General features: G+C 65.1%; 23 protein-coding genes and 1 tRNA gene. 7 read left to right on the top strand and 17 right to left on the bottom strand.

Annotated features, from left to right (window positions below; translation table 11 throughout):
• Positions 1-302 precede the first annotated feature (302 nt).
• Both ABB28_RS14460 and ABB28_RS14455 read right to left on the bottom strand, forming a co-directional pair.
• Entirely contained in the window at positions 303-1925 is a 1623-nt protein-coding gene (locus ABB28_RS14460; protein ID WP_057509294.1) for an L-lactate permease, read from the bottom strand.
• Positions 1926-1986: 61 nt separating this feature from the next.
• The gene (locus tag ABB28_RS14455) at positions 1987-2991 is read right to left on the bottom strand and encodes a 2-hydroxyacid dehydrogenase (RefSeq protein WP_057509293.1); all 1005 of its coding nucleotides are present in this window, start codon (positions 2989-2991) and stop codon (positions 1987-1989) included.
• A gap of 137 nt (positions 2992-3128) precedes the next feature.
• Between ABB28_RS14455 and ABB28_RS14450 the strand changes: the two genes are divergently transcribed.
• From ABB28_RS14450 to ABB28_RS14430, 5 genes are all read left to right on the top strand, one after another.
• Positions 3129-3476 carry a hypothetical protein gene (locus ABB28_RS14450; protein ID WP_057509292.1) on the top strand — a complete coding sequence of 116 codons (348 nt, stop codon included), beginning with the start codon at positions 3129-3131 and terminating at the stop codon, positions 3474-3476.
• A gap of 257 nt (positions 3477-3733) precedes the next feature.
• Complete coding sequence (locus ABB28_RS14445) at positions 3734-4219, top strand: hypothetical protein (RefSeq protein ID WP_152983485.1); 486 nt, start codon at positions 3734-3736, stop codon at positions 4217-4219.
• Positions 4216-4614, top strand: a complete 399-nt coding sequence (locus ABB28_RS14440) for a helix-turn-helix domain-containing transcriptional regulator (protein WP_057509290.1) — start codon at positions 4216-4218, stop codon at positions 4612-4614. Before ABB28_RS14445 ends, ABB28_RS14440 begins: the two co-directional genes overlap by 4 nt.
• Entirely contained in the window at positions 4592-5407 is an 816-nt protein-coding gene (locus ABB28_RS14435; RefSeq protein ID WP_057509289.1) for an alpha/beta fold hydrolase, read from the top strand. Before ABB28_RS14440 ends, ABB28_RS14435 begins: the two co-directional genes overlap by 23 nt.
• The gene (locus ABB28_RS14430) at positions 5404-6714 is read left to right on the top strand and encodes a GGDEF domain-containing protein (RefSeq protein ID WP_057509288.1); all 1311 of its coding nucleotides are present in this window, start codon (positions 5404-5406) and stop codon (positions 6712-6714) included. Before ABB28_RS14435 ends, ABB28_RS14430 begins: the two co-directional genes overlap by 4 nt.
• A 37-nt stretch (positions 6715-6751) precedes the next feature.
• Here the strand turns inward: ABB28_RS14430 and ABB28_RS18135 are convergent, their stop codons facing one another.
• From ABB28_RS18135 to ABB28_RS14395, 9 genes are all read right to left on the bottom strand, one after another.
• Positions 6752-7582 carry a DUF1684 domain-containing protein gene (locus ABB28_RS18135; RefSeq protein WP_161809874.1) on the bottom strand — a complete coding sequence of 277 codons (831 nt, stop codon included), beginning with the start codon at positions 7580-7582 and terminating at the stop codon, positions 6752-6754.
• Between the two features lie 143 nt (positions 7583-7725).
• Positions 7726-10740 (bottom strand): TonB-dependent receptor domain-containing protein, encoded by a 3015-nt coding sequence (locus tag ABB28_RS14420; protein ID WP_057509287.1) that lies wholly within the window; start codon positions 10738-10740, stop codon positions 7726-7728.
• 54 nt (positions 10741-10794) lie between these two features.
• Entirely contained in the window at positions 10795-11997 is a 1203-nt protein-coding gene (locus ABB28_RS14415) for an OsmC family protein (protein WP_057509286.1), read from the bottom strand.
• Positions 11998-12400: 403 nt separating this feature from the next.
• Complete coding sequence (locus ABB28_RS14410) at positions 12401-12589, bottom strand: hypothetical protein (protein ID WP_057509285.1); 189 nt, start codon at positions 12587-12589, stop codon at positions 12401-12403.
• Between the two features lie 109 nt (positions 12590-12698).
• Positions 12699-13133, bottom strand: a complete 435-nt coding sequence (locus ABB28_RS18540) for an Arm DNA-binding domain-containing protein (RefSeq protein WP_425479556.1) — start codon at positions 13131-13133, stop codon at positions 12699-12701.
• Positions 13134-13335: 202 nt separating this feature from the next.
• Entirely contained in the window at positions 13336-13740 is a 405-nt protein-coding gene (locus ABB28_RS14405; protein ID WP_152983483.1) for a hypothetical protein, read from the bottom strand.
• Between the two features lie 11 nt (positions 13741-13751).
• Complete coding sequence (locus tag ABB28_RS18260; RefSeq protein ID WP_245625348.1) at positions 13752-14765, bottom strand: RHS repeat domain-containing protein; 1014 nt, start codon at positions 14763-14765, stop codon at positions 13752-13754.
• Positions 14766-14922: 157 nt separating this feature from the next.
• Positions 14923-14998 (bottom strand) — tRNA-Thr (locus tag ABB28_RS14400).
• A 35-nt stretch (positions 14999-15033) separates the two neighbouring features.
• Positions 15034-15936, bottom strand: coding sequence for an SEL1-like repeat protein (locus ABB28_RS14395; RefSeq protein ID WP_152983482.1), 903 nt, complete (start codon positions 15934-15936; stop codon positions 15034-15036).
• A 171-nt stretch (positions 15937-16107) separates the two neighbouring features.
• Here ABB28_RS14395 and ABB28_RS14390 point away from each other — a divergent pair, with 171 nt between their 5' ends.
• Positions 16108-17115, top strand: coding sequence for a hypothetical protein (locus ABB28_RS14390; RefSeq protein WP_057509295.1), 1008 nt, complete (start codon positions 16108-16110; stop codon positions 17113-17115).
• Positions 17116-17193: 78 nt separating this feature from the next.
• Here ABB28_RS14390 and ABB28_RS14385 read toward each other — a convergent pair whose 3' ends face one another.
• From ABB28_RS14385 to murJ, 6 genes are all read right to left on the bottom strand, one after another.
• Positions 17194-19077 (bottom strand): M61 family metallopeptidase, encoded by a 1884-nt coding sequence (locus ABB28_RS14385; RefSeq protein WP_057509282.1) that lies wholly within the window; start codon positions 19075-19077, stop codon positions 17194-17196.
• A 346-nt stretch (positions 19078-19423) separates the two neighbouring features.
• Entirely contained in the window at positions 19424-20374 is a 951-nt protein-coding gene (ispH, locus tag ABB28_RS14380; RefSeq protein ID WP_057509281.1) for a 4-hydroxy-3-methylbut-2-enyl diphosphate reductase, read from the bottom strand.
• Positions 20375-20410: 36 nt separating this feature from the next.
• Positions 20411-20929 carry a signal peptidase II gene (gene lspA, locus ABB28_RS14375; RefSeq protein WP_057509280.1) on the bottom strand — a complete coding sequence of 173 codons (519 nt, stop codon included), beginning with the start codon at positions 20927-20929 and terminating at the stop codon, positions 20411-20413.
• The gene (gene ileS, locus ABB28_RS14370) at positions 20929-23760 is read right to left on the bottom strand and encodes an isoleucine--tRNA ligase (RefSeq protein WP_057509279.1); all 2832 of its coding nucleotides are present in this window, start codon (positions 23758-23760) and stop codon (positions 20929-20931) included. Before ileS ends, lspA begins: the two co-directional genes overlap by 1 nt.
• Positions 23757-24704, bottom strand: a complete 948-nt coding sequence (locus ABB28_RS14365; RefSeq protein WP_057509278.1) for a bifunctional riboflavin kinase/FAD synthetase — start codon at positions 24702-24704, stop codon at positions 23757-23759. The genes ileS and ABB28_RS14365 overlap by 4 nt, the downstream gene beginning before the upstream one ends.
• A gap of 75 nt (positions 24705-24779) precedes the next feature.
• On the bottom strand, positions 24780-26372 hold the full coding sequence (murJ, locus tag ABB28_RS14360) for a murein biosynthesis integral membrane protein MurJ (protein WP_057509277.1): 1593 nt from the start codon (positions 26370-26372) through the stop codon (positions 24780-24782).
• A 116-nt stretch (positions 26373-26488) separates the two neighbouring features.
• On the opposite strand from murJ, the gene rpsT reads away from it, so the two are divergent.
• Entirely contained in the window at positions 26489-26758 is a 270-nt protein-coding gene (rpsT, locus tag ABB28_RS14355; RefSeq protein ID WP_042614258.1) for a 30S ribosomal protein S20, read from the top strand.
• Positions 26759-26948 lie beyond the last annotated feature (190 nt).

Here is a 26948-nt window from a genome sequence, read left to right as displayed (position 1 = left end):
CGCCCCCGCAAGGGCAACCCGCGGAAAAAATACGGCGGATGGGCATGACCCCATGCAGACGCCCCCCTGTGAGGACGAGGGCGCCGCACTTCCGCCGTTGCCCAATGACAGGCTGAAACGGTGGCGACACCCTAGAGAGAAGGGGCCGCCACCGGCCGGAGGAGCTGCTTCCAGCACGTTCATCGTGTGGCCTGACGGCGGTTGCGTACATGAGAAAAGTTGCGAAATGCGTGCGCTTTCAGGCGCACGGGGCCGCTGCAGGCCTTGACCGCCCGCCCGCAGCCAGACTCACCCCGCCTGCCCTACCCCAGCAGCACCGACAATCCCCACGTGCACAGGCATACATACGCCAGCAGGCCCAGGCTGATGCCCAGCGTGGTGCGCATGATCGCCGACTCCTGCCCCACCAGCTTGACCGCCGCGGCAGCGATCGCGATCGACTGCGGTGACACCAGCTTGGCCATCACCCCGCCGGCCGTGTTGGCGGCCACCAGCAGCGCTTCGGGCACCCCGATCTGGGCGGCGGTGACCGCCTGCAGATGGGCGAACAGGGTATTGCTGTTGACAACCGATCCGGTGATGAACACGCCCATCCAGCCGATCACCGGCGCCAGCAGCGGGAACACACCGCCGGTCTGCGCCAGCGCCAGCCCGATGGTGGATGAGGCCCCGGAATAATTGGTGATGTAGGCCACCGCCATCACCAGCGACACCGTGGCCAACGGCTTCCACATCTCCCCGGCGGTCTGCGCCAGCTCCTCGCCGGACATGCGCAGGTTGAGCCGGGGCGACAACACCACGGTCAGCACCGCGGCCACCAGGATGGCGGTACCTGAAGCATTCAACCAGCCGACATTCCACACCGCCGGCAGCGTATGCACGTTGACCACCAACGGCGGCAGTTCCTGCACGCGCCCATCCAGCAGGCCGATCGGCAGGTGCAGCACGGTGCTGGCCAGCGCCCCGCCGGCGGCGAACAGCGCCTTGAAGGCCGGCAGGCTCCACAGCAGGATGGCCCCGGTGAGGATGTAGAACGGCGACCACGCGAGCAGCACCTGCTTCAAGGTATAGCGCTGCGCCGGCCCGGGGGGTGTATCCGCTTCGCGGTAAATGCGCCGGGGCCGCCACACCTGCATGAAGCCGGCCAGCGCGGCCATCGCCGCCAGCGGTCCGATGATGTCCACCAGTTCCGGCCCCAGCAGATACAGCACCGCCGTCTGCACGCCGCTGAACACCCCGCCCACCACCAGCAGCACCGGCCAGGTCTCACGCACACCGCGCCAGCCATCCAGCATCAGCACCAGGATGGCCGGCGACAACAGCGCGATCACCTGCACCAGCGCCATCAGCATCAGCGACATCGCCTCCAGGCTGACCCCGCCCTGCTGCGCGCCCACCACTACCGGGATGCCGATGGCCCCGTATGCACCGGCCGCGCCATTGGCCAGCAGGCACAGCATGGCCGCCTTCAGCGGGCGGAAACCCAGCTCCACCAGCAACGCGGCGCAGATGGCGATCGGCACGCCGAAGCCGGCCGCGCCCTCCAGGAATCCACCAAAACAGAACGCGATCAGCAGCACCTGGATGCGCTGGTCTTCGGAAATGGTCGCGATGCTGCCGCGGATCACGTCGAACTTGCCGCTGCGGATGGCGAGTTTGTACAGCCACACCGCCATCAGCACGATGAAACTGATCGGAAACACACCGTTGGCGATGCCCAGCAGTCCCGCGCCCGCGATGGTGCCGGCCGGCATGCCGAACACCAGCGCGGAAACCAGCACGGACACCACGACCGCCAGCAGCGCGGCGGTCAATCCTTTCAGCCGCAGCACGGTCAATGCCAGCAGGAATACCAGCACCGGCAAGGCGGCCAGCAGCGCCGACAGGTTGGGGTTACCCAGCGGATCGTAATTCTGTTGCCACATGGCCAGCCTTCCTTCGGTGGCGCCGGGCAGGCCCGGCAGGTACGCGTAGGGGGAACCCGTGTCAGCCGCTGGTGACCTCGTTGGGGCATTCGGTACCGGCAGCAAAATGACCGAGATTCCCCAGCGTGGTCTCCGCGATTTCCTGCAGCGCCTCGGTGGTGAAAAACCCCTGGTGGCCGGTGACCAGCACATTGGGGAATGTCATCAGGCGCTGGAATACGTCGTCGTCGATGATCTGCCCGGAGCGGTCCTGGAAGAACAGCGCACTTTCCTGTTCGTAGACATCGATCGCCAGGTGGCCCAACTGCCGCGACTTCAGCGCGCGGATCACCGCATCGGTATCCACCAGTCCGCCACGCGAGGTATTGACCAGCATCGCGCCGGGCTTCATCAGGGCCAGCGAATCATCGTTGATCAGGTGCCGGGTCTGGATGGTCAGCGGGCAGTGCAGCGAGACGATATCCGAACGCGCCAACAGGTCCTGCAGCGACACGAACTCACCCAGCCCGGCGAAATCCGGCGAAGGATACGGATCATGGCCGAGCACGGTGCAGCCCATGCCGTGCAGGATGCGCGCGGTCGCCAGGCCGATCTTGCCGGTGCCGACGATGCCCGCGGTCTTTCCGTGCAGGGTGCGACCGAGCAGGCCTTCGAGCATGAAGTTTCCTTCGCGCACCCGGTTGAATGCCCGATGGGTCTGGCGGTTGAGCGTCATGATCAACGCCAGCGTGTGTTCGGCGACGGCCTCGGGCGAATACGCCGGGACCCGCGCGACGAAGAAGCCCAACCGTTCGGCAGCGGCGAGGTCGACATTGTTGAAACCGGCGCAGCGCAGCAGCACCGCACGCACCCCCATGCCGTGCAGCGCCTGCAGTACCGGGGCGTCCAGACGGTCGTTGACGAAAACACAGACCGCATCGCATCCCTGCGCCAGGGCAGCCGTGTGGACGTCCAGGGTGGCGTCGTAATACAGGAACTCGACCCCGTGGGCCGCCCCTGCCTGCTGATTGGCCTCGTCCAACGAGCGGCTGTCGTAGGGGCGTGCGCTGAAAACGGCGACTTTCATACAGGACTTCCTTCCCCGTGACGTTTTGCGGACTGTAACAGGCGCTGGGGGACCAAAGGGGTCAGCGTCCTTTTCCTGCGGGAAAGGACGCTGACCCCAGCGCTACACTACGGACCACCGTGCAACCGGCCCACGCCATGTCGCCCCTGTCACGCATCTTCCGCTGGACGGCCTCCCCTGCGGGCAAGCGCACGCTGTTCCTGCTGACCACGGCGTTCGCGCTGCTGGTGGCCTGTAGCCCGGAGCTGCTGCCGCTGCTGCCGGTGGTGGATGCGCTGGGCCTGGACGTGCTGGCGATGCTGCTGGGGGCGCAGATGCTGGCCACCCTGCCGTGGCTGCGCGGCCAGGCCGGGCCAGCCATTGGCGTGGCACGGCGCGCACTGCTGGGCATCGCGGCGGGCGCGATGGGCGGCCACCTGCGGCAGCTGGTGTTCGGGGTGGGCCGGCTGGGATGTGTTGCACTTTCCCCGGCACGCGCAGGCTGAAAGCGGCGCAGCGGACGACGCACGTCGCCTGCTTTTGAAGATCCGCCCATGTACGGATCGGTCGCCGACTGGTGGTATGGCCGTGCTGATGACGAAGAGCATCAGTCGGGATTGCCATCCTGTTTGATTAATTACCAAGTTAGCTCTGTTTTGCCCCTTTGGGCACGGCGGAGAATGCACTGCATTGCCCGTGGGCTCCATGGTGGGCGATGTGGGGGATCCCTGATCCGCCGGCTTTTTGGTAATTATTCACCGGTATGGCAACCCGCATCGCCTGCCACCTTGCGCCCCGCGCAGGTGGCCTCACGCCTTGCGAAGGACGACCGATGGATCCGAAGCATCCGCTCAGTGCCAGACGCCTCTACGCCCTGCTGGGCGAGAAAATGCACGACCTCCCGCCTTATTTCATCGAACGACTCGAGCAAAGGCTGGAGCAGTACGACGCCACGCGGGACCACAGCGAAAACGTGGTGCAGCTGCGCATGGTTTCCGATACCACCGTCGACGTGCCGTGCGCCAGTCCCGACTGCCCGGCAGGCTTGGCATGCGGGGCGAGCGTGGCCGTGCCGATGCGCACCCTGCACGGCCTGGCCGTCCTGTTCGACCTGCTGCACGCGGCGCATCTTTCACGCCTGGGTGCCACCGCGGAAGGCGGCATCAGCGAACAGCACGTCGGCGGACTGATCCTGACCGGCCAGGCACTGCTCAGCGCGACGACGCAGGCCCAATGGAGCGAGCGATGAACGCGACCGGCAAGGCCGGCACCAGCCCCGTGCCCGCCCGCACCGGCGATCTGGTCCGGCAGATGGCCGAGCATCTGGATTCGCGGCTGCGCCTGCGTGACTGCGACGAAGCCGGCATAGCGCGCGCCCTGCTGCTGATGTCCGAACTGCACGGCATGAGCCGCGTCGCGCGCGCCTGCGGGATGAACAGCGACACCCTGCGCCGGCAACTGGATGGCACGCGAACGTTGACCTTCGATACGGTGCTGGGCGTGAGCCGGGCGCTGGGACTGCAGTTGAGCGCAGAGGTAGGGGCGTCGCCTGCCGATGCAGCACCGAGGTGTAATAGACCCTTGCGACCATCTGGCCTACTATCGCGAGTTGCGAAACGCCATGGGTACACCGTTCGTGGATAGTTTTGAAAGATTCAATGGCCGTCGCAGCGGCGCAGGCAAGCCCATCGCCGTGCTTGCCCACGGCTTCGGCACCGACCAGACCGCCTGGTCTGCGTTGCGTCCGTGGTTCGAACAACGGTTCGAGGTCATCTCGTTCGATCTTGCCGGCTGCGGTCCGCGCGGCGCGGAAACCTATGACTTCGACCGGCACGCGTCGCTGTTTGGTTATGCCGACGACCTGCTGGATATCCTCGACGAACTCGAGGTCGAGCGCTGCACCTATATCGGTCATTCCATGAGCGCGATGATCGGGGCGCTGGCATCCATCGCGCGGCCGGAGCTGTTCGAGCGCATGGTGATGATCGGGGCATCGCCGCGTTACCTCGACGATGACGGCTACACCGGCGGATTCAAGCCCGAGGATCTGGAAAATCTGTTCGACAGCATGAGCGCGAACTACCAGGCGTGGGTGGCGGGCTTCGCTCCGATGGTGGTCGGCGTGGAGGACAGCGAGGTCATCGCCGATTTCTCCAATACGCTGTTCCAGATGCGCCCGGATATCGCCCTCAATACATCGCGGACCATTTTCAATTCCGACGTCCGCGCACTGGCTGCGCAGGTCTCCCGGCCGGTACATGTCATCCAGACCTCGGTCGATGTCGCCGTGCCGGTCGCCGTGGGTCACTGGCTGGCAGAAGCGATCGACGGGGCGACGCTCGACATCATCGATGCCTCCGGCCATCTGCCCCACATGACCGCCTCCGGTGAAGTGATCCGCATCCTGGACCAGCGCCTGGGCGGGACGGCACGTTGAATACGCCCGACAGCAATGCCCTGGTCAGCCTGAGCCAGTTCGCCCATGGCGCCTCCGGTGCCGATCTGGTGATGGTGCTTGAGGCGGACCCGGACGGCCGCGTGACGTGGTCGACCGGCTTCCCCAATGCCTCTTTTTCCGGCTTCAACCTGGCACGCAGCGGCGTGCTGGCCCACGCGTGGACGGGGCAGCCGGTCGAGGCGAACGCTTTCCGGCTGCCGACGGCGATCGTCCAGGCATTGGGCGGCCCGGCCGCACGGTTGTTGTTCATCCCTGCCCCTTCCGACGATGCGCCATCAAGCGGCATGTTGCTGCTGTGGAAGCACGATGTCGGCGCCGAGCAGTCACCGCAGACGCTCTCGTTGCTGGCACCCAGCGTCGCCCAGCTGCTGTCGGCGCGACGCGGCGCGGTGCATGACATCGTGGTCCGCAACCAGTTCATCGACCTGGTGGAAAGCGTTCCGGCGGGCATCGTGCTGATCGACGGCGATGGACTGGGCACGGTGATCAACCAGCGCGCGGCCGAGCTGCTGGGACAGAAGCCCGGCAAGCACCGCGCCGCCGACCTTGTGGCCCCGATGCGGGCGTTGCGGCAACGCTGCGACAACCATGCCGAACTGGAGCAGGCCTATGCCGCCCAGGTGGGAAATCTCAATTTTGCGACGACGCTGCACTGGGTGATGGGGGAGCGCACCTTCGAGGTGGACACCCATCCGGTGCGCGGCGATGGCGAGCAGGGCCGCATCTGGCTGTTCACCGACATCACCGCGGATCTGCTGATGGCCGCCGAACTGCGGCGCCTGGCCTCGTCGGACCCGCTGACCGGCGTCCCCAATCGACGACATTTCGAAGAGCGCTCCGCGCAGATCATCGCCGCCCGCGAGGCAACCGGTCGCTCGGTCGCGGTGCTGATGCTGGACGTCGACCATTTCAAGAAGATCAACGACACCCACGGCCACCCGATCGGCGATGAAGTATTGAAAGTGGTCGCCCGCCGCTGCCGCGAGGCGCTGCGTGATCGTGACCTGTTCGCGCGCTTTGGCGGGGAGGAATTCATCGCGCTGCTGGCCGCGCCGACTGCCGACGAAGTACCCGCCACCGCCGAACGCCTGCGCAACGCGATTTCCGGCGCACCGGTGAACGTGGGCGGCCTGCGCATCGATGTGACCGTCAGCGTGGGCGGCGCCATGGGCGAGGCACTGCCGGGCTGCGATGCGACGCTGCTGGAACAGCTGGTGGCGCGTGCGGATGAGGCGCTGTATGAGGCGAAGGCCGACGGGCGCAATCGGGTGCGGATGAGTAGTTGATCCCTCATGGCGCCGACCCTGGGTCGGCGCTACCGCATCAGTGCTGCGCCAGTGCGTATTTCTTCTCCCCTGCCACCACCGCCAGCCGCACGAGCTGGCGGTCGTCATCCTGCTGGGCCAAGCGGTTTTCCGGCGGTGGCAGCGGGCAGGTGGCGAAGTCCGTGTAGGCGCACGGCGGGTTGTAGGCGCGATTGAAATCCAGCGTAACCGTGCCGTCTGCCGCGACCGCGTCGGTGCGCAGGTAGCGCCCGACCCCGTAGGTCTGGCGGCTGGTGGTCTGGTCCTGGAACATCAGGTTCAGGCTTTTCGTCGGGTCGCCGAGGGCTTCCAGTCGCCACTCACGCCCTTCTTTTTCGAACACCACGTAACCGGGGTTCGGCGTATCGGCGACCTCGCCGAGCACGTTCACGATCGGCAGCGTCCTGCCGGCCGGGTGCGGCACGAAGCGCGCCTGCACGCGCCAGCTTTCTTCGGCCGGGAAGAAGTCCAGGCCACCGAAATGCAGGCGCGCCGGCGCATCGGCATGGCGCACCCGTAATGCCAGCCGCTGCCCGCGCTTGATCGCGGTGATCTGCCCCTTGCCCTCGTCATAGGACAGCTTGGTGCCACCGCCCTTCCCTTCTGGTTCCAGCCGCACCTCCCCCTGTACCGGCGTGCCATCGGCGCTGATCTGCGCCCCATCGACCGGCCTGAGGTACAGGCCGTCGGCGCGCTGCTCCAGCTGGGCCAACCGGTCCGGTGCAATCGACAGGCGGATGGTATTGCCTTCAGCACCGCCCACGCTCTGCGTTCCGGCGTTGATCCAATGCAGCCCGATCAGGCTGGTCCAGCCATCGGGCTTGCCCAGGTCCGCGGCACGTTCGTGCACCCACTCAGCGTGTTGGCGCTTGAAATCCTGCGCTGCAGTCGCCGCTTTGGGGTTCTCCGGCGCAGGTTGCTCCTGCCGGCTGCACGCCCCCACAAGCAGGGTGGCAACCAAGACGGAGGCAAGCGTGTACGTCTTCATGCAGGTCACCAGTTTTTGGAAATACCGAGGTGGACGTAGCGTCCGTAGGTTTCGTGCAGCGCGCTCAGGTAGCTGCCGGTGGCGTTCAGCGGCGGCTCTTCGTTGAACAGGTTCCTGGCTCCCACTTCGACGGCCGTTCCCTTCAGGCGTCCTGTGTTGAACTCCTTCTTGACCGACAACGCCCAGCGCTGGGTCGAACCCACCACGAACGGCGTGCGATCGGAATAGGCGCCGGCCGTCACGCTGTCGATATAGTCGTCGCGCAGGCGCACCGTCCAGTCCTGCAGGTTCCAGATCAGCGTCGCGCTGGCCCGCCATTCCGGCTTGGCCCCATTGATGCCGACCTCGTTGGCCGCGCCGAGGTCGGGCGCGATGATGTTCAACTGGCCATTGGCAATCGCGGCAGCCACCTGCTGCACCTCGGCAGGCTTCTGCTGGGTGTATTCCTTGAGCTGGCTGACACTCAGCAGTAACGCGAAGTTGCCCCAGGCGGTTTCGCGCAGCCGCCAGGTGAAGTTGTAGTCCACGCCCGATGCGGTGAGTGGCCGGCGATTCTGGTAGCGGTTGTAGATGTGCGTCACCACGCCCGCAGGCGCCAGGCCGGAGCCTGCAAACAGCGCGGCGTCCTCTGCCGTCACCGCCGCACGCACCACGTTGGGGTTGCTGCTGCCTTCGACCACGCGCAGATAGGCGTCGTACAACAGCTCTTCACCCAGGGTATTGATGGGGTTCTCCACCTGCACCCGCCAGGCATCCACGCTCAGGCTGATCGAGCCCAGCGAGTCCGGCAGGAACTGTGGCTCGAACACCGCGCCCCATGACGACTGCCGGGTGGTTTCCGGCTTCACGTCGTCGCCGTAGGAGGTCACCGCGCTCACCGACGGCTTGACCGCCGAGCCACTGCTGTAGGCATTCAAGCAGGCACTGTAGTCGGGTTGCGCGCCCTTGCTGATCAGCGCGTGGCAGCGGATGGCATCGTTGTTGAAGCCAAACCCGTAGGTTGGCGGGGAGTTCACCAGTTCCAGTCCCGGTGCGCGGAAACCGCCGCTGACCGAGCCGCGCAGCAACAGGTTGTCATTGACCTTCCACGCCGCGGCCAGCTTCGGCTTGGCCACCTTGCCGGCATCGCTGTAGTCCTCCCAGCGGCCGGCAAGCTGCAGGTCCAGCGACTGCACCAGCGGTATGCCCTGCGCGGGTGAAATCAGCGGTACGGCGAGTTCGATCAGCGCCGACTTTACGTTGCGGCTGCCGCGGACATCGGGCCGGGGGCTGTGGGTGAAGAAGTTGCTGGCCGCGACCGTGCCGGTATACCAGTCCGTGTAGGGGCGGCTTCCATCGATGTTTTCGTCGCGGTCATCCTCACGGCTCTCATACCGGTACTCAACGCCCGCCGCCAGCCCGATGTCACCGGCGTACCAGGTAAACAGATCGGACCGGTTGATCTTGAAATCCCACAGCGCCAGCTCCGTGGTGCCTTCGCGGGTCGCCTCGCCAATGAACGCCGACGTGTCATAGGGCGTGGCGTCGCCCAGCCGGATGCTGGCCGGATCGCCGCCACTGAAGGGGTTGTAGGCACCGGCGTCGGTACGGTTCACCGCGGCGATGAAGGCATCGGTCAGCCCGCCCTGCTGCGTGTCGGTACTGCGTGCGCGCGAATACAGCAGCGCGGTTTCCCAGTTCCAGCCGCCGTCGGTCCAGCCGCGCACGCCGAGCAGCACGCGCGACTGATCGTTATCCACCTTGACCCGGCGGATACCCGAATCAGCGAACTGGTAGTTGAGCAAACGGATCGCATCGGCGCCGCGCAAGGCATCCGGTACCCAATAGGCGTCCGGCCGGATATGCAGCAGGAAGCCGTCACCGCCGAAGCCCGACTCGCTGCTCACCCAGGATTCGGACGTGGCGCGGTAATAGCCCAGCTCACCGAACACCTGCAGGTTTTCGGTGGCATCGAAGCGTCCACTGGCGAAGACATTTCCCTTGTTGATGGCAGGTGCCGAGGTGATGCCGGGCTCCGCCGCGGAATCATAGTGGTAGCGCGTCGGTACCGCGCCGGACACCAACGCGCCGCTGGCCGGATCGACGTGCCAGCTGCCTGTGCGCCGACTGCCGGCGTAGGTATCAAAATGACCCCAGGGGGTGCGCGTACTGAAGCCTGAGCTGCCGTTCGGATCCGGCACGCTCGTGCCATCGCCGAGAGGACGGCGACCATCGGTGGCGGTGAACCACGCATCCGAATTGCGCTGCGCGGTGCGCTTGGAAACGCCGTACAGCACCGAGATGTTGCCGCGGCCCTGCGCGAAATCACTGCCGAAGTAGCCGTCCAGCGAGATGTCTTCGCGATGGCCATCGGCCACCTTGCCGTAGTTCAGCTTGATGCCACCGCCATTGGGCAGGTTGCTCGGCGTCACCAGGTCGACCACGCCCGCCACGGCATCGGACCCGTAGATGGACGCCGCGCCATCCAGCAGCAGGTTGACCCGCTCCAGGCCGAAGGTGGGAATGGCATTGGCGTTGTAGGTCGTGTCGTCGCCGCTGTTGCTGATCGGGTGCTGCACCGTGCGCCGGCCGTTGACCAGCAGCAGGGTGTACTTGGCGCCCAGGTTGCGCAGGTTGATGGACCCCACGTCACCGCGTGCGACGTTGGAGTTTCGCCCTGCGTTGGTGGTGCCTTTCTCGGTGACGGCGACATCGCCGAACTGCGGCAGGCTGCGGAACAGCTCGTTGCCGTTGGTTGCCCCCGTGGCATCGATCTGTTCCCGATCCACCGCGACCACCGGCAGCGCGGCCTGCGCGCCCCCTCCGGCGATCTGCGAACCCAGCACCGATACCTTGTCCAGCAGGCGGGCATTCGAACCCGGCGACTGCGTGGCATCGCCGCTGCTTTCCTCGGCCGCATACGCTGCCGGTGCAAGCAGGGTGCACAGAGCGAAGGCCAGCCGACCGCGACGAGGACGAGGGCCCTGCAGGGCATGACGCGGGCTTTTCGCGGTCGACTGCGAACGGAGGGTGCGACTCATTGAATATCCCCAGAGGATGGCTGATGGGCACTGCCGGATGGGTAGCGGCGTGCGTTATCGCGCTTGGTTCGTCGCTTCGGCGTAGGCGCCGCGGACGATGCTGCCTTCGAGCTTCTGCTCGTCCTTGACCAGGTTGTAGAGCGGGCACGTGGCCTCGACCGACTGGCGCAGCGCGTCGATCTGCTGCTCCGATGCCGGCGATTCAATCCGCACCTTGTAACGGATGTCGCTGTAGCGTGCCGGCGAGCGGACGTTGCTGCCGAAACGCGGGCTCAGCTGACCATCAACGGTGAGCTCCAGCGAATCCAACAGCACGTTCCGCGCAGCTGCCTGCACCTCGAAGATGTGGGTCAGGCAGGTACCGGTCACGCCGAGCAGGTGCTCTTCCACCGTGGGGGCCAGCCCGTAGCCGAGCAGCCCGGCCGCGCTGTCGTGCAGTTGCTGGTGATAACCGTCTTTGCCCAGGAACACCCGGCGCAGGCCGGTGCGAGGCTCGACATGGGCGCGCGCGACGAGGGTTTCCGGCTCGGCGGGCTTGCCCTTGCCCGAGCCCGGCTTGACCTGCCGGGCCAGCACCGCCGGACGCTTCTCCTCGGTGATGAAATCGCGCAGGCCGGGTGGCAGCTTCGGATCGCGGACCGCATCGCTATGGATGTACTCCACCTCGGCATGGCTGACCTGCTGAGGCCGCGTTACCAAGTCGATGGCCGAGGATTTTTCGTGCACCGCGCGCTTCAGTGCCTGCAGCTGCGCCTCGCTGGCAGGCGAATCGATGTAGGCCACATAGGAGAGATTGTTCGGATACGCCAGGCTCTCGCTCTTGCGTTCGGGAATGCTGGTGAACACCACGTCCAGCGCATCCAGTGGAATATTCTGCTCGGCCGCCTGCACGATGTACTCATCGGCAACGGAGCTGGCCAAGGTGCCGACCAGCGAGTCCCACGAACCGGCGCCCAGGTTGTAACCGGCGTAGTTGCGGCCACTATCGCTGATGTACTGGAATTCGCCGGTGGGCCCGATGCGCAGGCGACGTACGCCGGAACGGCTTTCGGCCGTGACCTTGGCGTGGATCGCGGTGGGCGTGGCCGGCTGCGCCGACTGCGCCTGGATGGCCTCACGCTTGGCGGCCAGGTAAGTGCGCAGCGGTGAGCCGCTGTCCGCCGCTGAGGAAACGAGCGGGGCGGCCAGCAGCAGCATGGCAGACAAGGTTGTCGCGCCGAAAACCTTGAACGGCGAGGCAGAACGGGCGGTGGACATGGGCAGGGGGACTCCGTGGGAATCGTGAACGGAGGCCCACTGTTTCACGTCGCGTCGCCACGTTTAAATAACCGTTGGCAATTCCTATATTCGCGTGGAGCGGTAGGTCGGTTGTGCCGGGAAATCTTTTTGCTGAAGAACAGGCTGCCGCTGGATGCTGTTCAACGTAGACGCCGCGCCGTTAACAGCATCTCGGCGATGCAGCTCTGCAGCAGGACCCAGCACCATAAGATGCGCAGACTGCAGGGCACGGGAAGCCTCGTGTCCGTCCAGCGCTTCGTAGTAGTAACAATCGGACTAACCATCGACGATGTCCTGAGCGTTTAAAGCTCCAAGCGCAAACTCTGTTGGAAACTGGATCGGCCACTGCCAGCAGCCGCTCATACTCCGAATCAACGCCTCCTCAGTCGCTCGATACATTAGTCTGATCGGCGATAGAGCCGACGAAATCGATGATCTCTTCGATCTCGACGCCTCTTTGATTAGGCTCATCGTCAGATCCCAAGCCGGTGTCGGATAACTCTTGCAACAATGCAGCGATCAGCAACTCGCGGTCGTTCTCGGCAAGGCGTTCGACGCCCTCTTCAGGCAACTGAACGCTGCGCTTCGAACAACAAAGAATGCAGACGGGAGGCGATGGGCAGCGTCATTTCAGTTCACCTTCGGGTCTCTCAACCCATCGCTGTTTCTTGGAATTTAAGTTACTTCACCGTTCTCCATTGTGCACACGTCAATTTCGATGAGCTGACAGCGTAACAGCCACGGAAACACCGATCGGATGCGGTCCGGGTACTGACGACCCTCCTTGAGCACAGCAACCGCCCAGGGCTCAAAGTGATCGTTGAGCAGCGTTTCGAGCTGCAACTGGGGGGCTTGGTCTTCGCGACCGTTGGCAATCCCGACTGAACGTACTCAGCAACGGCTTGCCGGGCTTGGTCGCAGGCCTGATCAAGTGACAGATGCTCGACCGAATGAACGGTACGACGCTTACCGTGTGCCCAAGTGACGATCCAAGCTTTATGACCCGAGGGCTCCACACGAAGAATCATACCTCGAACCTGAGCATCCCTGAGCTCGTGGGGACGATCACGGGGTTCTGCTGTGAAAACGATGCGTTTGGTGAGGACCGATGACATCGGGCAGGTTGTCCGTAAGTGGCGAGGCAACATGGGTGCGCACCAATGATCACCTCGTAGCGAATTCCTTCACCAATCAATCGGCTCCGAACGTCCCCAAACAAAAAGCCCCGACCGGGGCCGGGGCTTCTCATACAACTGGTGCCGGAAATGGGAATCGAATCTACGACCTACGCATCAATGAAATCAGGACCTACACCGACTACTCAGCAGCTTCGGCCTCAAGCCGAGCCTTGATCTCACGAAAGGTCGCTCGCGCTCCCGGAAGATCTTCATGGATGTCGTCTGAAAGATAGATATTGTCGATGAATTCCTGTGGCCGCAATTGGAAAGAACCCTCCCTATAGCCCGCAACCCAGTACCTAGATACGCGCGCGTCAACGACTTCGAATAACGCAGCCGGATATATCATCAGCCGGCCGTATTCGTCCTCAAGGCCATACAGCGTTGAATCACCGAAGTTACCGAAAATCCCGGAATCGCAGGAGCAATCGACTGTGAAGACAATGTATTCCTTTCCAAGTGAAACGTTGAATCCGGCGGCAGAGGGAGGAGTACGCATGGCAACCGAAGGCTCAAGACTTTCCCGAACGGCACGAACTTTCATATCGAACTCGCTTATGGATTTATAACCGATTTTGGCTCAATTATCTGTCCCGTCTCCACACTCCGGAATGCATGGGTCTCCACGTGTCCGCCATCAGCGGCTTTGTATGAAGAACTTGACACTTTCTGATAGGAAGACGCATCACCACCATATTCACCTGCGAGACGATCAGCTTGACGTAGAGCCCGCGGAGTAGAAGCACCATGAGTAACCTTGCCAGCACCACTTGCCAATTCCCCCATCTGCTGCTCGCTAGCCAACTTTTTACCCAGTTGTGCCGCCTCGTCCCCGTGCTTCAAGGCCGTTTTACCAGCATCACCGACGATGGGAATAAGACCGATAGCAGCTGCGGCTACGTTAATCGCAGATGGCTCGCGAACAGCCTCAATGGCGCCTTTTGCATCACCGACCACGGGGGTGAAATCCGCAACCATTGCGGCAGCATCGCGGAATGCCTGCCTAGTTTCAGGCTTGGTCCAATCCGTCTCATAGACCGAACGCGGCAGGCTCTGCCTCCCATCCGCATCCGTAAACTTGTACGGATTTCCGTTCGCATACCGATATCGATTGAACTGCCCCACAGGCTGTTCAAACGCCGTCACCGGGTCCACGGACAGGAACATCCCCAACTGCGGATCCATGTACCGCTGCTGCATGTAATTGAGACCGGTAGCGGCATCACGCACGTGTCCGGTATAGCCAGGACCGTCGGTCAGATCTTCCCCGACAACATCGCCGTAAGGCTCGTACGTCATCCGCTCTATGACGTTGCCATTGGCATCCGTCTTGGCCACAACCGATCCGAGTGCATCGGTATGCAGGTAGCGGACCGTTGTCTGCGCCGAAGCTGGCGCAAGCCAGGACAGCCCGGCTACAAGGGCGCAGCTCCAGAGCGGCACCGAACCGCTCCTGAGCCTATTGGTTGCAACCGCCGCAAGGTGTGCAAACGCACCGGCAACGCGTCTCCCGAACGCATTCATCTTTCCCATCCTTGAAAGGACCTTGAAGCAAGGCTTTGCCTTCATAGCACACTCCGATCGTGCCCCGGAAGGGAGGTGCGGGTGAGTGGCCGGGAAGCGGATTTACGTCTTAGAGGCAAGCGGCTGACTGCCGTCGACCATGGGTCGGCGCCACCGCAAACAAACAAAAAGCCCCGACCAAGGCCGGGGCTTTTCGTACAACTGGTGCCGGAAATAGGAATCGAACCTACGACCTACGCATTACGAATGCGCCGCTCTACCAACTGAGCTATTCCGGCTGAGCAGGCAATTCTAGGGGCTGGGGAACAGCCGGTCAATCACCGCCCCCCGGCAGCACGCAGCAGCGCCGGTAGATCGCCTCCGCCTGCTCGGCGGCCCGCCGTTGCTGGCTCGGGGAAAGCGTCTGGCTGGACTGGGCCAGCAGCGCATCCGACCAGAACGAGGGGCTCAGCCGTTGCAGCACCTGCCCATAGGCGTAAGCGGCGACCGGGTCCTTGGCCGTCCGGTAACCATTTTCATGAACGCTCTGCAGGCCTGACAGCGCTTCCACGTTGCCACCGTCCGCCAGCGCATGCAGGTAGCGCAGGGAAGTCTCACGCCATGCCAGCACGTCCTCCTCGCGCTCAGCCAGTTCCGATGCCGAAGACGCCCCCACCGCCGTCCGCACGTCGATGGCGTAGAGCAGCTGCGCCTCGACCGATCCCTGCTCAGCCGCGCGTGCCAGCCACGGCGCCTCGTAGAGCGCGGGGTCCTGGCTCAAGGCGACACACTCGCCCAGGCGCACCTCCAGCTTGCTCAGGAAGTCCGGGTCGGTCCGCATGCCTGCGCGCCGCATGGCCTGCCAGCTCGCTTCGGGTTCCCCGGAGATCAGATTCCTGCAGTCACTGACCGCGAGCTCGATTTCATACGTGGCCAGACCGTCACCCGCGTCCGAGCGGGGCTTCAGCGCGAGCACCTGTTGCTTCGCGTCCCCGGCCGCTCGCCCCGCCTTGGTGCGATAGATGCTGTAAGCCTTCGCACCCACCTGCTGCAGCATGGCTGGATCGTAGGCGGGAGATCCGGGGCGGCCTGAAGACTGCCGGGGCGTGAGCCGTGCGACGGGCGTCGCGCTGCCTGCAACACCGTCAACGCGGTCCGCATCAACAGCCGGCACCGTCCCGGGCTGCGCATCGCCGCGCCAGAACCCGATCGCCGCGCCCACCGCCACGACAACCAAGACGCATCCTGCGAATACCGCTGTCCTTCTCATCGGGTTCCGTGCTCCTGCTGTGTCGTCCTTATAGTGCCCTCAAACGCCACCCACGGCGCGTGGCCCCAGCGCCCATCCCGACAAGCCCCTGACACCCCTGTAGTACCCTGCCCTCCCCTGTACTCCCCTCACATGGCCGTGAAAAATCCACTCTGGTTCTGGGGCGCATTCCTGCTGTTCTTCGCGTTGATGTTCGCCGTCGGCGTGCCCGTGATGATGTACGCGCAGGCAAGCTACCCTGTGCCGCTGGATGGCCGCACTCCGCCCGGGTGGGCACACACCCTGCTGGCCGTCTCCGTGGGCCTGTGGCTGGGCCTGCTCTACGCCTACGTGGACACCCTCGTACTCGCCGGGCTGCGCTCGGTGCGGAGGATGCACGACATCCTGACCCGCGGTGAGCCGCGCAGCGCACTCATCGAAGAGGTGGTCAGCCTGCCGGGCAGCGTCGACGGCTTCCCGCAGCTGCGGCTGCGCCTGGCCTTCGACAATCTGTCAGGCACGCCCATCACCGATGAACTCGTGCTGGTGGACAGCAAGCCGCTGCAGCGGCGCTACGAAGTTGGCCGCACGCTGCCCGCCCGCTTGAGCCGCTCGCCCGGCCCCTACCCCAACATGTCCCTGGAAGGCGGCACGCCGGAGATCAACCGCAGCACGCTGTGGTGGCGCGCGGTGACGGGCGTGTTCCTGGTGGCAGTGGTCGCCAGTGCGTACGGCATGGCGTGGCAGCTGCAGAACGACGGATTGGGCTGGACGTTTCTCAGCCTGGGCCATCCATTGCTGATCTGTCCGCTGGTGCTGTGGGTGTTCGTCGTTGGCATACGACTGTTGATGCGCCGGCTGCAGGCGGATGCAGCGGGTAATGCGCTGAAGTATCGCGGCGTGCGCACCGTCGCCATCATCGACGACGTGCGGCAGACCGGAGCGTTCTTCAATGAGCAGCCGCAGGTGGAGTTCCAGCTGCGGTTCACCGATGTGGCCGGCCAGCCGCAGCGCGCGGTGATCCGGCGCTACGTGCCGTTGATTGATCTGGCGACGATTCCGCGCGACACGCTGCAGATTCTTTACGATGCCGAGAATCCACAGCGTGTGCAGGTGGACCAGGATGCTGCCTGCCGAGCAGGGCTCGGCGCTACCGAAGCACGCTGACCTGTGCAGATGGATCAGGATGCTGCCCGCCGAGCATGGCTCGGCGCTACCGAAGCTCGCTGACCTTCGAGGGTGAGGTCAGCGTGCCTTCCACAGCGCGGACAAGCCATCGCGCGTGCCGGCGATCCGTTCCAGCGCGGGGTACAGCGCGCCGCCGTGGTAGTCGATGCTGATCGGCATCACCCGGTCGAAATTCTTCACCAGCAGGGTGATCGGCGCCTTGCTGTCCCTGGAGCCGGCCACGACGTCCTTCAGCCGCTCGCTCTTGTACTCGCGCCCGTCCACGGCGATCACGGTCATGCCCGGTGCAAGACCGGCGTTGAAGGCCGGGCTGTCCCACACCACGTCACCCACCACCCCGGCATCGGTCACCGTGGCGCCGATGGAATAGGTCAGCAGCGCGGCCTTGGCGCGGGTTTCCTGCGCCTTGAACGCGTCGTTCGGGGTATCGCGGTAAACCAGCTTCCAGCCCGCCATTTCCAGCCCACCGATCAGCGACCCATGCCCGTCCAGGCGCTCGCGCAGGAAGCCTGCCCAGTCCGCCGGCGCGACGTTGTTCAACGTGGCCACCACATCATCAAAGGTGTACGGATTGACGTCCCACGCGCCGTTGTCCATGCCGAAGAAGGCCTTGGCGAAGTCATCCAGTCCGCGCTTGCCACCGCTCAGCGCACGTAGCTTGCCCTCTACTTCCAGCCACAGCATCTGCCCGCCGGAATAGTAGTCTTCGCTCATCTGGTAATTGCGATACGCCAAGCCACGGCGCTGGGCGATGGTCGGGTCGTTGGTGGTGTCCTGCAATGGCCGCCAGGCCAGCCCGGGACGCCCGCGATCGAAAGTCGCCGCCACGTTGGCGAGCATGTCGCGCGCCTGCTGCTCGCTCCACAATCCGGAGCGCGCGGCCAGCACCTGGCCCCAGAACTGGGTCTGCCCTTCGTACACCCACAGCAGGCTGTCGCCCATCGGCACGTTGAAGTTCGCGGTCGCCAGGTCGGCGCCGCGGCGGTACTTGCCGTTCCACGAATGGTTGAACTCGTGCGGCAGCAGGTCGCGGCCGAGCCAGGTCTTGTCCCATTCGGTGAAATAGCCCACATCACCACTGTTTTCGCTGGAACGGTGGTGCTCCAGGCCGATGCCGCCCAGCTTGTCGGTCAGCGCCAGCAGGAAGTCGTAGTGGTCGAAGTGGCGTGCGCCGTACAGCTTGTCCATCTGCTGTACCAGCGCGCGGTGCGCCTTTAGCTGATCGTTGCTGGCCTTCAGCGATTTTGCATCGTCGGCGAACACATTCAGGTGCACTGGCTGCTTCGCGCCGGGATCCAGGTCAAAGCGCTGGAAGTGCTCGCCCGCGAACAATGGCGAATCCACCAGGTGCTCATAGCTGATCGGCTTGAACACCACGGTGTCGCCATCGCGGCGCTCGGTTTCCAACGCGGTCGCATAGGACCAGCCGGCCGGCAGGGTCACGCTGGCCTGTGCCTGCAGTCCACCCGCATCCACCCCGCTGGGGTACAGCGAACTGGCGTTCCACTGCAGGTTCAGCATTTCCGGGGTCATCACCACGCGGCCCTGGCTGCCGCCCTGCGAAGAAAGATAATTGAAGCGCGCCACCACTTCGGTAGCGCCCTGCGGCACGTCCACCTTGAAGGCGTACACGTTGAACTGGTCGCGCTCCCACTTCAGTGGCTTGCCATTGGCGGTGACCTGCAGCCCAGCCAGTTTGTCGATCGGGCCGCTGGGCGAATGGTTGCCCGGCAGCCACTGCGGGTACAGCAGGGTCAGCGGGCCCGGCTTGGCCGGCACGGTGGCGGTGACCTTGAAGATGCGGCGGTCCAGGTCGCGTGCGTCGACGTTGATGCGCAGCGTGCCGGGCCATGCACTGCCGGCCGGCGGCGGCGTCTGCGCGAGTGCCGGCGTAGTCGTCAACGTGAGCAGGACGGACAGCGCCAGGGCACGGGTTTTCATCGGCAGTTCCAGCAGGGGGGAGCTTTGATCCTAGGCCGCGGCAGCACCCTGCCCCATGGCCAAAGGTCACGGATGAGTGGGTGGCCGGATTGGGCAAAGTCGAGACGCCGGCTGTGCCGAGCCATCTTCGGCGGAACGTCGAACGCAGGAGCAAGAGCAGCCGCTTCGCTCGCCGACCATGGGTCGGCGCTACCACATCGGTTAGATCGCGCCCCGGTCGGTCACGCCGGGTCGATCCATACCCCGCCGGTCACGCCCCGGTCGGTCACGCCTTGCGGGCACGGACCCGGTAGCGCCGAGCCATGCTCGGCGAGCGCGCAGCGCGGTGCGTTCAAAACACGGTCGGTCAATCGACCAGACGCAGGCGCAGTTCCTTCGGCAGCGCGAACACCATCGATTCCGGTTCGCCGTCCAGTTCACCGATGCCGTCGGCACCGAGTTCGCGCAGGCGGGCCAGCACGCCATCCACCAGCACCTGCGGCGCCGATGCACCGGCGGTGACGCCGATGTGCTGCTTGCCGATCACCCATGCGGGATCGATCTCGTGCGCGCCGTCGATCAGGTAGGACTCCACGCCCTCACGGCGTGCCAGTTCGCTCAGCCGGTTGGAATTGGAGCTGTTCGGCGAACCCACCACCAGCACCAGGTCGCAGCGCTTGGCGAGGTCGCGCACCGCGTCCTGGCGGTTCTGCGTGGCGTAGCAGATATCGTCGTTCTTCGGACCCTGCATGGCCGGGAACTTGGCACGCAGCGCATCGATGATGCCGCGCGTGTCATCCACCGACAGCGTGGTCTGGGTGGTGTAGGCGAAGTTTTCCGGCTGCTCGAGCACCAGCGAGGCCACCTGCTCCACGTCTTCCACCAGATAGATCCTGCCGGTGCCCGCTTCCTGGTTCCACTGGCCCATGGTGCCTTCCACTTCGGGGTGGCCGGCATGACCGATCAGCACCACGTCGCGGCCGGCACGGCAATGGCGCGCCACTTCGAAATGCACCTTGGTCACCAGCGGACAGGTGGCGTCGAACACTTTCAGGCCACGGCGATCGGCTTCCTGGCGCACCGCCTGGGACACGCCGTGCGCGCTGAAGATGACCGTGTTGTTGTCCGGCACTTCGTCCAGTTCCTCGACGAAGATGGCGCCACGCTGCTTCAGGTCGTCGACCACGAAACGGTTGTGCACCACTTCATGGCGCACGTAGATGGGTGCGCCGAGCGTTTCGATCGCGCGCTTCACGATCTCGATCGCACGATCGACACCAGCACAGAAACCACGCGGATTGGCGAGCAGGACATCCATCTATCAACGTCTCCCGGCATCGGCCGGCTTGGGGGGTTACGGGGTCGTATTATCCGCTTTTTTGGACGACTTGCCCTCGAACAGGCCGAACACCGCGATACCGACGGCGCCCACCACGATCGCCGCATCGGCGATGTTGAACGAGGGCCAGTAATGGTCACCCACGTACCACTGGATGAAATCCACCACATGTCCGTGCACCTGGCGGTCGATCACGTTGCCGATGGCCCCGCCGATCACCAGCGCGAATGGCAGCGCGCTGCGCCAGTTGCTGCGGGCGGTGCCGTACAGCCACCACGCCATCAGGCCACTGATGCCGATCGCCAGCACGGTGAAGAAGTACTTCTGCCAGCCACCGGCATCACTGAGGAAGCTGAACGCCGCCCCGGTGTTGTAGGTGCGGAACCAGTTCCAGAAGCCTTCGATGACCGGCACCGGCTCGTATTCGGGCAGGCTGGACAGCACCCAGGCCTTGCTCCACTGGTCCAGGATGATGACCACCACCGACAGGACCAGCCAGATCAGCGCGTTCGGACGCGGACGGACGGCGGTCATCAGAACCACCGCCGATCTTCGCCGGCACCGTCGATGTTGTCGGCACAGCGGCCGCAGATCTCCGGATGCTCGGCCACGCTGCCCACGTCGGCACGGAAGTGCCAGCAGCGCACGCACTTGGTCTTGCTGGTCGGCTGGGCGCTGACGAACACCTCGTCGGTGGTCGCCGGGCGCACCTGCACGTCACCGCTGATCAGCAGGAAGCGCAGCTCTTCGGCCAGCGGCTGCCAGCGCGCGGCCTGCTCTTCACTGGCGGCGACGGTGATTTCCGCTTCCAGCGCGGCACCGATGGCACCGTTGGCGCGCATCGGTTCCAGCACCTTGGACACCTGCTCGCGCAGGGCCAGCAGCTGGTCGAAATCGGCGGCGGACAGCTCGGCATCGGCCGGCAACGGCGCCAGGCCGTCATACCATGTGTCGAACAGCACATGCGCGCTGCGCTCGCCCGGCAGGTAGCCCCACAGCTCGTCGGAGGTGAAGGTCAGGATCGGGGCGATCCAGCGGGTGAACGCTTCGGCGATGTGGTACATCGCGCTCTGCGCCGAACGCCGGCCACGCGAGTCCTCGCCCATGGTGTACAGGCGGTCCTTGGTGACGTCCAGGTACAGCGAGCCCAGGTCCACGCTGCAGAAGTTCAGCAGCAGCTGCACGATCTCGGCCATGTCGTAGCTTTCGTACGCCGCCTTGATCTTCTCCTGCAGCTCGAAGGCGCGATGCACGATCCAGCGGTCCAGCGCGACCATGTCGTTGAGCGGGCGCAGGTGCACGGCCGGATCGAAACCGTCCAGGTTGGCCAGCAGGAAACGGGCGGTGTTGCGCAGCCGGCGGTAGGCGTCGGCGTTGCGCTTGAGGATTTCCTGCGACAGCGACATTTCATTGCTGTAGTCGGCCGAGGCGATCCACAGGCGCAGGATGTCCGCGCCGAGGGTCTTCATGATGTCCTGCGGCTCGATGCCGTTGCCCAGCGACTTGGACATCTTGCGGCCGTGCTCGTCCACGGTGAAACCGTGGGTGAGGCACTGCTTGTACGGCGCATGGCGGTCAATCGCCACGCCGGTCAGCAGCGAGGACTGGAACCAGCCGCGGTGCTGGTCGGAGCCTTCCAGGTAAAGATCGGCCGGCTTGCCGAAGCCACGCGCCAGCAGCACCCCTTCGTGGGTGACGCCGGAATCGAACCAGACATCCAGGATGTCGGTGACCTTCTCGTAGTCGGCCGCGTCCTCGCCCAGCAGTTCGGCGGCGTCCAGCGAGTACCAGACGTCGATCCCGTCCACCTGCACGCGATCGGCCACGGCCTGCATGAGCTCCACGCTGCGCGGGTGCATTTCACCGGTGATGCGGTGGGTGAACAGGGCGATCGGCACGCCCCAGGTGCGCTGGCGGCTGATGCACCAGTCCGGCCGGCCATCGACCATGCTCTGGATGCGCGCCTTGCCCCAGGCCGGGAACCAGCCCACGTTGTCGATGGCGGTCAGCGCGTCGTCGCGCAGGCTGGCCTTCTCCATCGAGATGAACCACTGCGGGGTGGCACGGAACACCACCGGCTTCTTGTGGCGCCAGCAATGCGGGTAGCTGTGGGTGATCTCGGCGAAGGCGAGCAGCGCACCGGACGCGCGCAGCACCTCCACGATCAGCGGCTGCGCCTTCCACAGGTGCACGCCGGCCAGCACGACATCGCCGGCCGGCGGGGTCGAGGGCAGGTACACGCCCGCACCGTCGATCGGATTGATTTCACCGGCGTGGTAACGCTCCAGCAGGCCGTACTGCTGGCTGACCGCGTAGTCCTCCTGGCCGTGGCCGGGCGCGGTATGCACCGCACCGGTACCGTCTTCGTCGGACACGTGGGCGCCGTTGAGCAGCGGGATGTCACGGCCGGCATAGAACGGATGGGCCAGCAGCAGGTTTTCCAGCGCCCCGCCATTGGCCCGGCCGTGGATTTCAAGATTCTCAACACCGTACCGCTGCAACGAGCGTGCAGCGAGCGCAGAAGCCAGCACCAACAGCCGACGCTTGCCGTTGTGGGAAGGTCCTTCGACCAGCACGTAGTCGATTTCGGCACCCAAAGACACCGCCAGCGAGGCCGGCAAGGTCCACGGCGTGGTGGTCCAGATCGGCACCGCCACTTCGGCATCGTTCGGCAGCTTTACTCCGAAGCGGTCGGCGATCTGCTGGGAATCACGCGCCGTATAGGCCACGTCCACCGTCGGCGAGACCTTGTCCTGGTACTCGATTTCCGCTTCGGCCAGCGCCGAACCGCAGTCGAAGCACCAGTGCACCGGCTTGGCACCGCGCACCACGTGGCCATTGGCCACGATCTTGGACAGCGCGCGGATCTCGTTGGCTTCGAATTCGAAGCTCAGCGTCTTGTACGGGTTGTCCCAGTCGCCGGTCACGCCCAGGCGCTTGAAGTCGGCACGCTGGATCTCGATCTGCTCCTCGGCGAACTCACGGCACTTCTGCCGGAATTCGACCGCATCCAGCTTCACCCCGACCTTGCCCCACTTCTTCTCGACCGCGATCTCGATCGGCAGGCCGTGGCAGTCCCAGCCCGGCACGTAGGGCGCATCGAAGCCGGCCAGGTAGCGCGACTTGACGATGATGTCCTTGAGGATCTTGTTGACCGCGTGGCCCAGGTGGATGCGGCCGTTGGCGTAGGGCGGGCCGTCGTGCAGCACGAACAGCGGGCGGCCGGCGGCGTTCTCGCGCAGCTGCGCGTAGAGCCCCTGCTCTTCCCAGCGCGCCAGGATGCCCGGCTCGCGCTTGGGCAGGTCGCCACGCATCGGGAATTCGGTGGCCGGCAGATGGAGGGTGGCTTTGTAGTCCTGGCTCACGCAGTGGCTCGCAATCTATGTTCGGAAAGGATGGCGCGCGCCTGTTCGGCATCGCGGTGCATCTGGTCGGTCAGGGCCGCCAGATCATGGAACTTTTCTTCGTCGCGCAGCTTGGCCACGAACTCGACGTCGATGTGTCGACCGTACAGGTCGCCCTGGAAATCGAAAAGGTGCGCTTCCAGCAGCGGCTCCACGCCGTCCACGGTGGGACGGGTGCCGAAGCTGGACACCGACGGCCACGGCTGTTCGAACACGCCGTGCACCAGGGTGGCATAGATGCCCGACAGCGCCGGGGTCTTCGGGAAGCGCAGGTTCGCAGTGGGGAAGCCCAGCGTGCGGCCCAGCTGGCGTCCACGCACCACCCGTCCACTGATGGCGTAGGGACGCCCGAGCAGGTCGGCGGCGCGGTCGAAGTCGCCGGCCAGCAGCAGCTGGCGGATGCGGGTGCTGGAAATGCGCTCGCCGTGCAGGTCCACCGCTGCGATCTCGTTGGCCTGGAAGCCGAGCTGGGCGCCCATCTGCTGCAGCAACGCCAGGTTGCCGCGGCGACGGTTGCCGAACTGGAACTCCGGGCCGATCCACACTTCACGCGCGCCCAGCCGCTGCACCAGCAGGCGCTGCACGAAGTCCTCGGCCTGCATGGCGGCCATGCGCGCATCGAACCGCAGCAGGCCGATGGCATCCACGCCGAGTTCGCGCAGCATCTCCACCTTGCCGCGCGCCAGGGTCAGCCGCGGCGGCGGCGTGCCCTGGGCGAAGAACTCGCGCGGCAACGGCTCGAAGGCCACCGCCACCGCCGGCACGCCCAGCGCGCGGGCACGGGCGACGGCGTGGCGCACCAGCGCCCGGTGGCCCAGGTGCAGGCCGTCGAAGGCACCAATGCAGACCACGCTTCCGTGCGGGACCAACGCCCCGCCCTCAACGCTTCGAAACAACCTGCTCATCAACTCCGCTCGCGGCCGGCATGGGCCGCTGGATCAACTGTGGTAACCATGAAGTATAGCCGTGGTGGCCGTGGATCAATGCCCACGCAGGTCGCGCGGACGCAGGCCCAGCGCCACCTGCACCAGCAGGTAGGTCGCCCCGCCTGCCCCGACCAGCAGCGACAGCGCGCCGATCCGCTGCCACAGGCCCATCGGCGAGAACGCCGGCAGCCAGTACAGCAGGGCCAGCAGCACGCCCACCATCGCCACGCAGGACACCACCAGGCGGACCAGGAAGCGCGTCCAGCCGGGGCGGCGTTCATACACGTCGGTCTTGCCCAGCCAGTACCAGAGCAGCCCGAGGTTCAGGTAGCTGGACAGCGCACTGGCGATGCCCAGCGCCAGGTGCAGGCCCGGCTGCTGGCCGAGCGCCTGCATGACGCCCTGCGCGCGCAGCTCCGCCGGCACCATCACGTGGTACAGCACCGCCAGCAGAGCGAAGTTGAACACCATGTTGGCCACCAGCGCGGCGATGCCTGCGCGCACCGGGGTGCGGGTGTCCTGGCGGGCGTAGAAGGCCGGCAGCACTACTTTGAGCAGGGCGAAGGCCGGCAGGCCGAAGCTCAGGCCGTACACCGCCAGCGCGGTCATGCGGGTATCGAACGCGCTGAACTGGCCGTGCTGGAAGATCGTGGCGATCAGCGGTTCGGCCAACAGCAGCAGGCCCAGCATGGCCGGGATGGAGATCAGCAGGGTCATCCGCAGGCCCCAGTCCAGTGCATTGGAGAAGCCGGCGCGGTCGGTGCCGACATGGTGGCGGGCCAGCGCCGGCAGGATCACCGTGCCCAGCGCCACCCCGAACACGCCCAGCGGGAGCTCCAGGAAGCGGTCGGCCAGCGACAGCCAGGACTGCGAGCCATCGGTCAGCTTGGCGGCGATGACGGTGTCCAGCAGCAGGTTGATCTGCGCCACCGACGAGCCGAACAGGGTCGGGATCATCAGCGTCATCACCTTGCGCACGCCGGGGTGGTTCCAGCCCCAGCGCGGCAGGGTGAGCAGGTTGATGCCCTTCAGCGAGGGCAGCTGGAACAGCAGCTGCAGCATGCCGGCCACCAGCACCGACCAGCCCAGCGCCAGGATCGGCACGTCCATGCGCGGGGCCAGCCACAGCGCACCGCCGATCATGCACAGGTTGAGGATGACCGGGGTCAGCGCCGGCATCGCGAACTTCTGGAAGCTGTTCAGCGCCCCGCCCGCCAGTGCGGTCAGCGAGACGAAGAACAGGAACGGGAAGGTCAGCCGGAACAGGTCGACCAGCAGGCCCTGCTTGGCCGGGTCGGTATCGGCACCACTGGCGAACAGGTTGGCCAGCTGCGGGGCGAAGATCAGCGCCAGTGCGGTCACCACCATCAGCACGCCGGCGAGCGTGCCGGCCACCCGCGCCATCAGGTCGCGCAGCTCTTCGTGGCTGCGGGTCTCCTTCACTTCGGTGAACACCGGCACGAAGGCGGTGGCGAACGAGCCCTCGGCGAACAACCGGCGCAGGAAATTAGGTACCCTGAAGGCGACCCAGAACGCGTCCGTCGTGGCGTTCGTACCAAAAGTCGTGGTGATGACGGTGTCCCGTACGAGCCCCAACACCCGCGAAACCATTGTCATGCTGCTGAACGACAGCAGGCTCCGCAGCATCTTGGGTGAACTCACTCAAACATCCTCTTGACAATCGACTTGACGTACATTTCTCGAGTCATCATACTAGCTAGCTTGCTGTTCCCATAACACCGATTTTTCAGGAAACCACCACCGTGGCCAATATCAAGTCCGCCAAGAAGCGCGCCAAGCAGACCGTCGTGCGCAACGCGCGCAACGTGGCTCAGCGCTCGATGCTGCGCACCGCTGTCAAGAAAGTGATCAAGGCTCTGGATAACAACGATGCAGCCGGCGCCGAAGCCGCTTTCACCGTTGCCCAGCCGATCCTCGATCGTTTCAGCGCGCGTGGTCTGATCCACAAGAACAAGGCTGCTCGTCACAAGAGCCGCCTGACCGCCCGCATCAAGGCCCTCAAGGCCGCCTGATCAGGCGAAGTCGCCAGCGCCCCCAGGGGGTTGGCTGCTACTTGAAACCCGGCTCCGGCCGGGTTTTTTGTTGCCTGCGAATTGGCAGCGAATTGGCAGCGAACGGCGAAGCCCCTCGTGGCGGGTCGCTGGAAGCGGCTGGATGGGTTGGGCCGGGCGGTGGGGCTGGACGGGGGACGGCAACAGCCGC

Origin of the sequence: Stenotrophomonas chelatiphaga, assembly GCF_001431535.1 — a bacterium.
GTDB classification, from domain to species: Bacteria; Pseudomonadota; Gammaproteobacteria; order Xanthomonadales; family Xanthomonadaceae; genus Stenotrophomonas; species Stenotrophomonas chelatiphaga.
Note: the sequence above shows the minus strand (reverse complement) of the source record. Positions and strands in the feature narration are given on the sequence as shown.

What these genes read in the sequence shown, in the direction of transcription:
- ABB28_RS14460 (WP_057509294.1), bottom strand. Translation starts at nt 1,925, where the DNA reads ATGTGGCAACAGAATTACGATCCGCTGGGTAACCCCAACCTGTCGGCG.
- ABB28_RS14455 (WP_057509293.1), bottom strand. Translation starts at nt 2,991, where the DNA reads ATGAAAGTCGCCGTTTTCAGCGCACGCCCCTACGACAGCCGCTCGTTG.
- ABB28_RS14450 (WP_057509292.1), top strand. Translation starts at nt 3,129, where the DNA reads ATGTCGCCCCTGTCACGCATCTTCCGCTGGACGGCCTCCCCTGCGGGC.
- ABB28_RS14445 (WP_152983485.1), top strand. Translation starts at nt 3,734, where the DNA reads ATGGCAACCCGCATCGCCTGCCACCTTGCGCCCCGCGCAGGTGGCCTC.
- ABB28_RS14440 (WP_057509290.1), top strand. Translation starts at nt 4,216, where the DNA reads ATGAACGCGACCGGCAAGGCCGGCACCAGCCCCGTGCCCGCCCGCACC.
- ABB28_RS14435 (WP_057509289.1), top strand. Translation starts at nt 4,592, where the DNA reads ATGGGTACACCGTTCGTGGATAGTTTTGAAAGATTCAATGGCCGTCGC.
- ABB28_RS14420 (WP_057509287.1), bottom strand. Translation starts at nt 10,740, where the DNA reads ATGAGTCGCACCCTCCGTTCGCAGTCGACCGCGAAAAGCCCGCGTCAT.
- ABB28_RS14415 (WP_057509286.1), bottom strand. Translation starts at nt 11,997, where the DNA reads ATGTCCACCGCCCGTTCTGCCTCGCCGTTCAAGGTTTTCGGCGCGACA.
- ABB28_RS18540 (WP_425479556.1), bottom strand. Translation starts at nt 13,133, where the DNA reads ATGTCATCGGTCCTCACCAAACGCATCGTTTTCACAGCAGAACCCCGT.
- ABB28_RS14405 (WP_152983483.1), bottom strand. Translation starts at nt 13,740, where the DNA reads ATGAAAGTTCGTGCCGTTCGGGAAAGTCTTGAGCCTTCGGTTGCCATG.
- ABB28_RS18260 (WP_245625348.1), bottom strand. Translation starts at nt 14,765, where the DNA reads ATGAAGGCAAAGCCTTGCTTCAAGGTCCTTTCAAGGATGGGAAAGATG.
- ABB28_RS14385 (WP_057509282.1), bottom strand. Translation starts at nt 19,077, where the DNA reads ATGAAAACCCGTGCCCTGGCGCTGTCCGTCCTGCTCACGTTGACGACT.
- ispH (WP_057509281.1), bottom strand. Translation starts at nt 20,374, where the DNA reads ATGGATGTCCTGCTCGCCAATCCGCGTGGTTTCTGTGCTGGTGTCGAT.
- lspA (WP_057509280.1), bottom strand. Translation starts at nt 20,929, where the DNA reads ATGACCGCCGTCCGTCCGCGTCCGAACGCGCTGATCTGGCTGGTCCTG.
- ABB28_RS14365 (WP_057509278.1), bottom strand. Translation starts at nt 24,704, where the DNA reads ATGAGCAGGTTGTTTCGAAGCGTTGAGGGCGGGGCGTTGGTCCCGCAC.
- murJ (WP_057509277.1), bottom strand. Translation starts at nt 26,372, where the DNA reads ATGCTGCGGAGCCTGCTGTCGTTCAGCAGCATGACAATGGTTTCGCGG.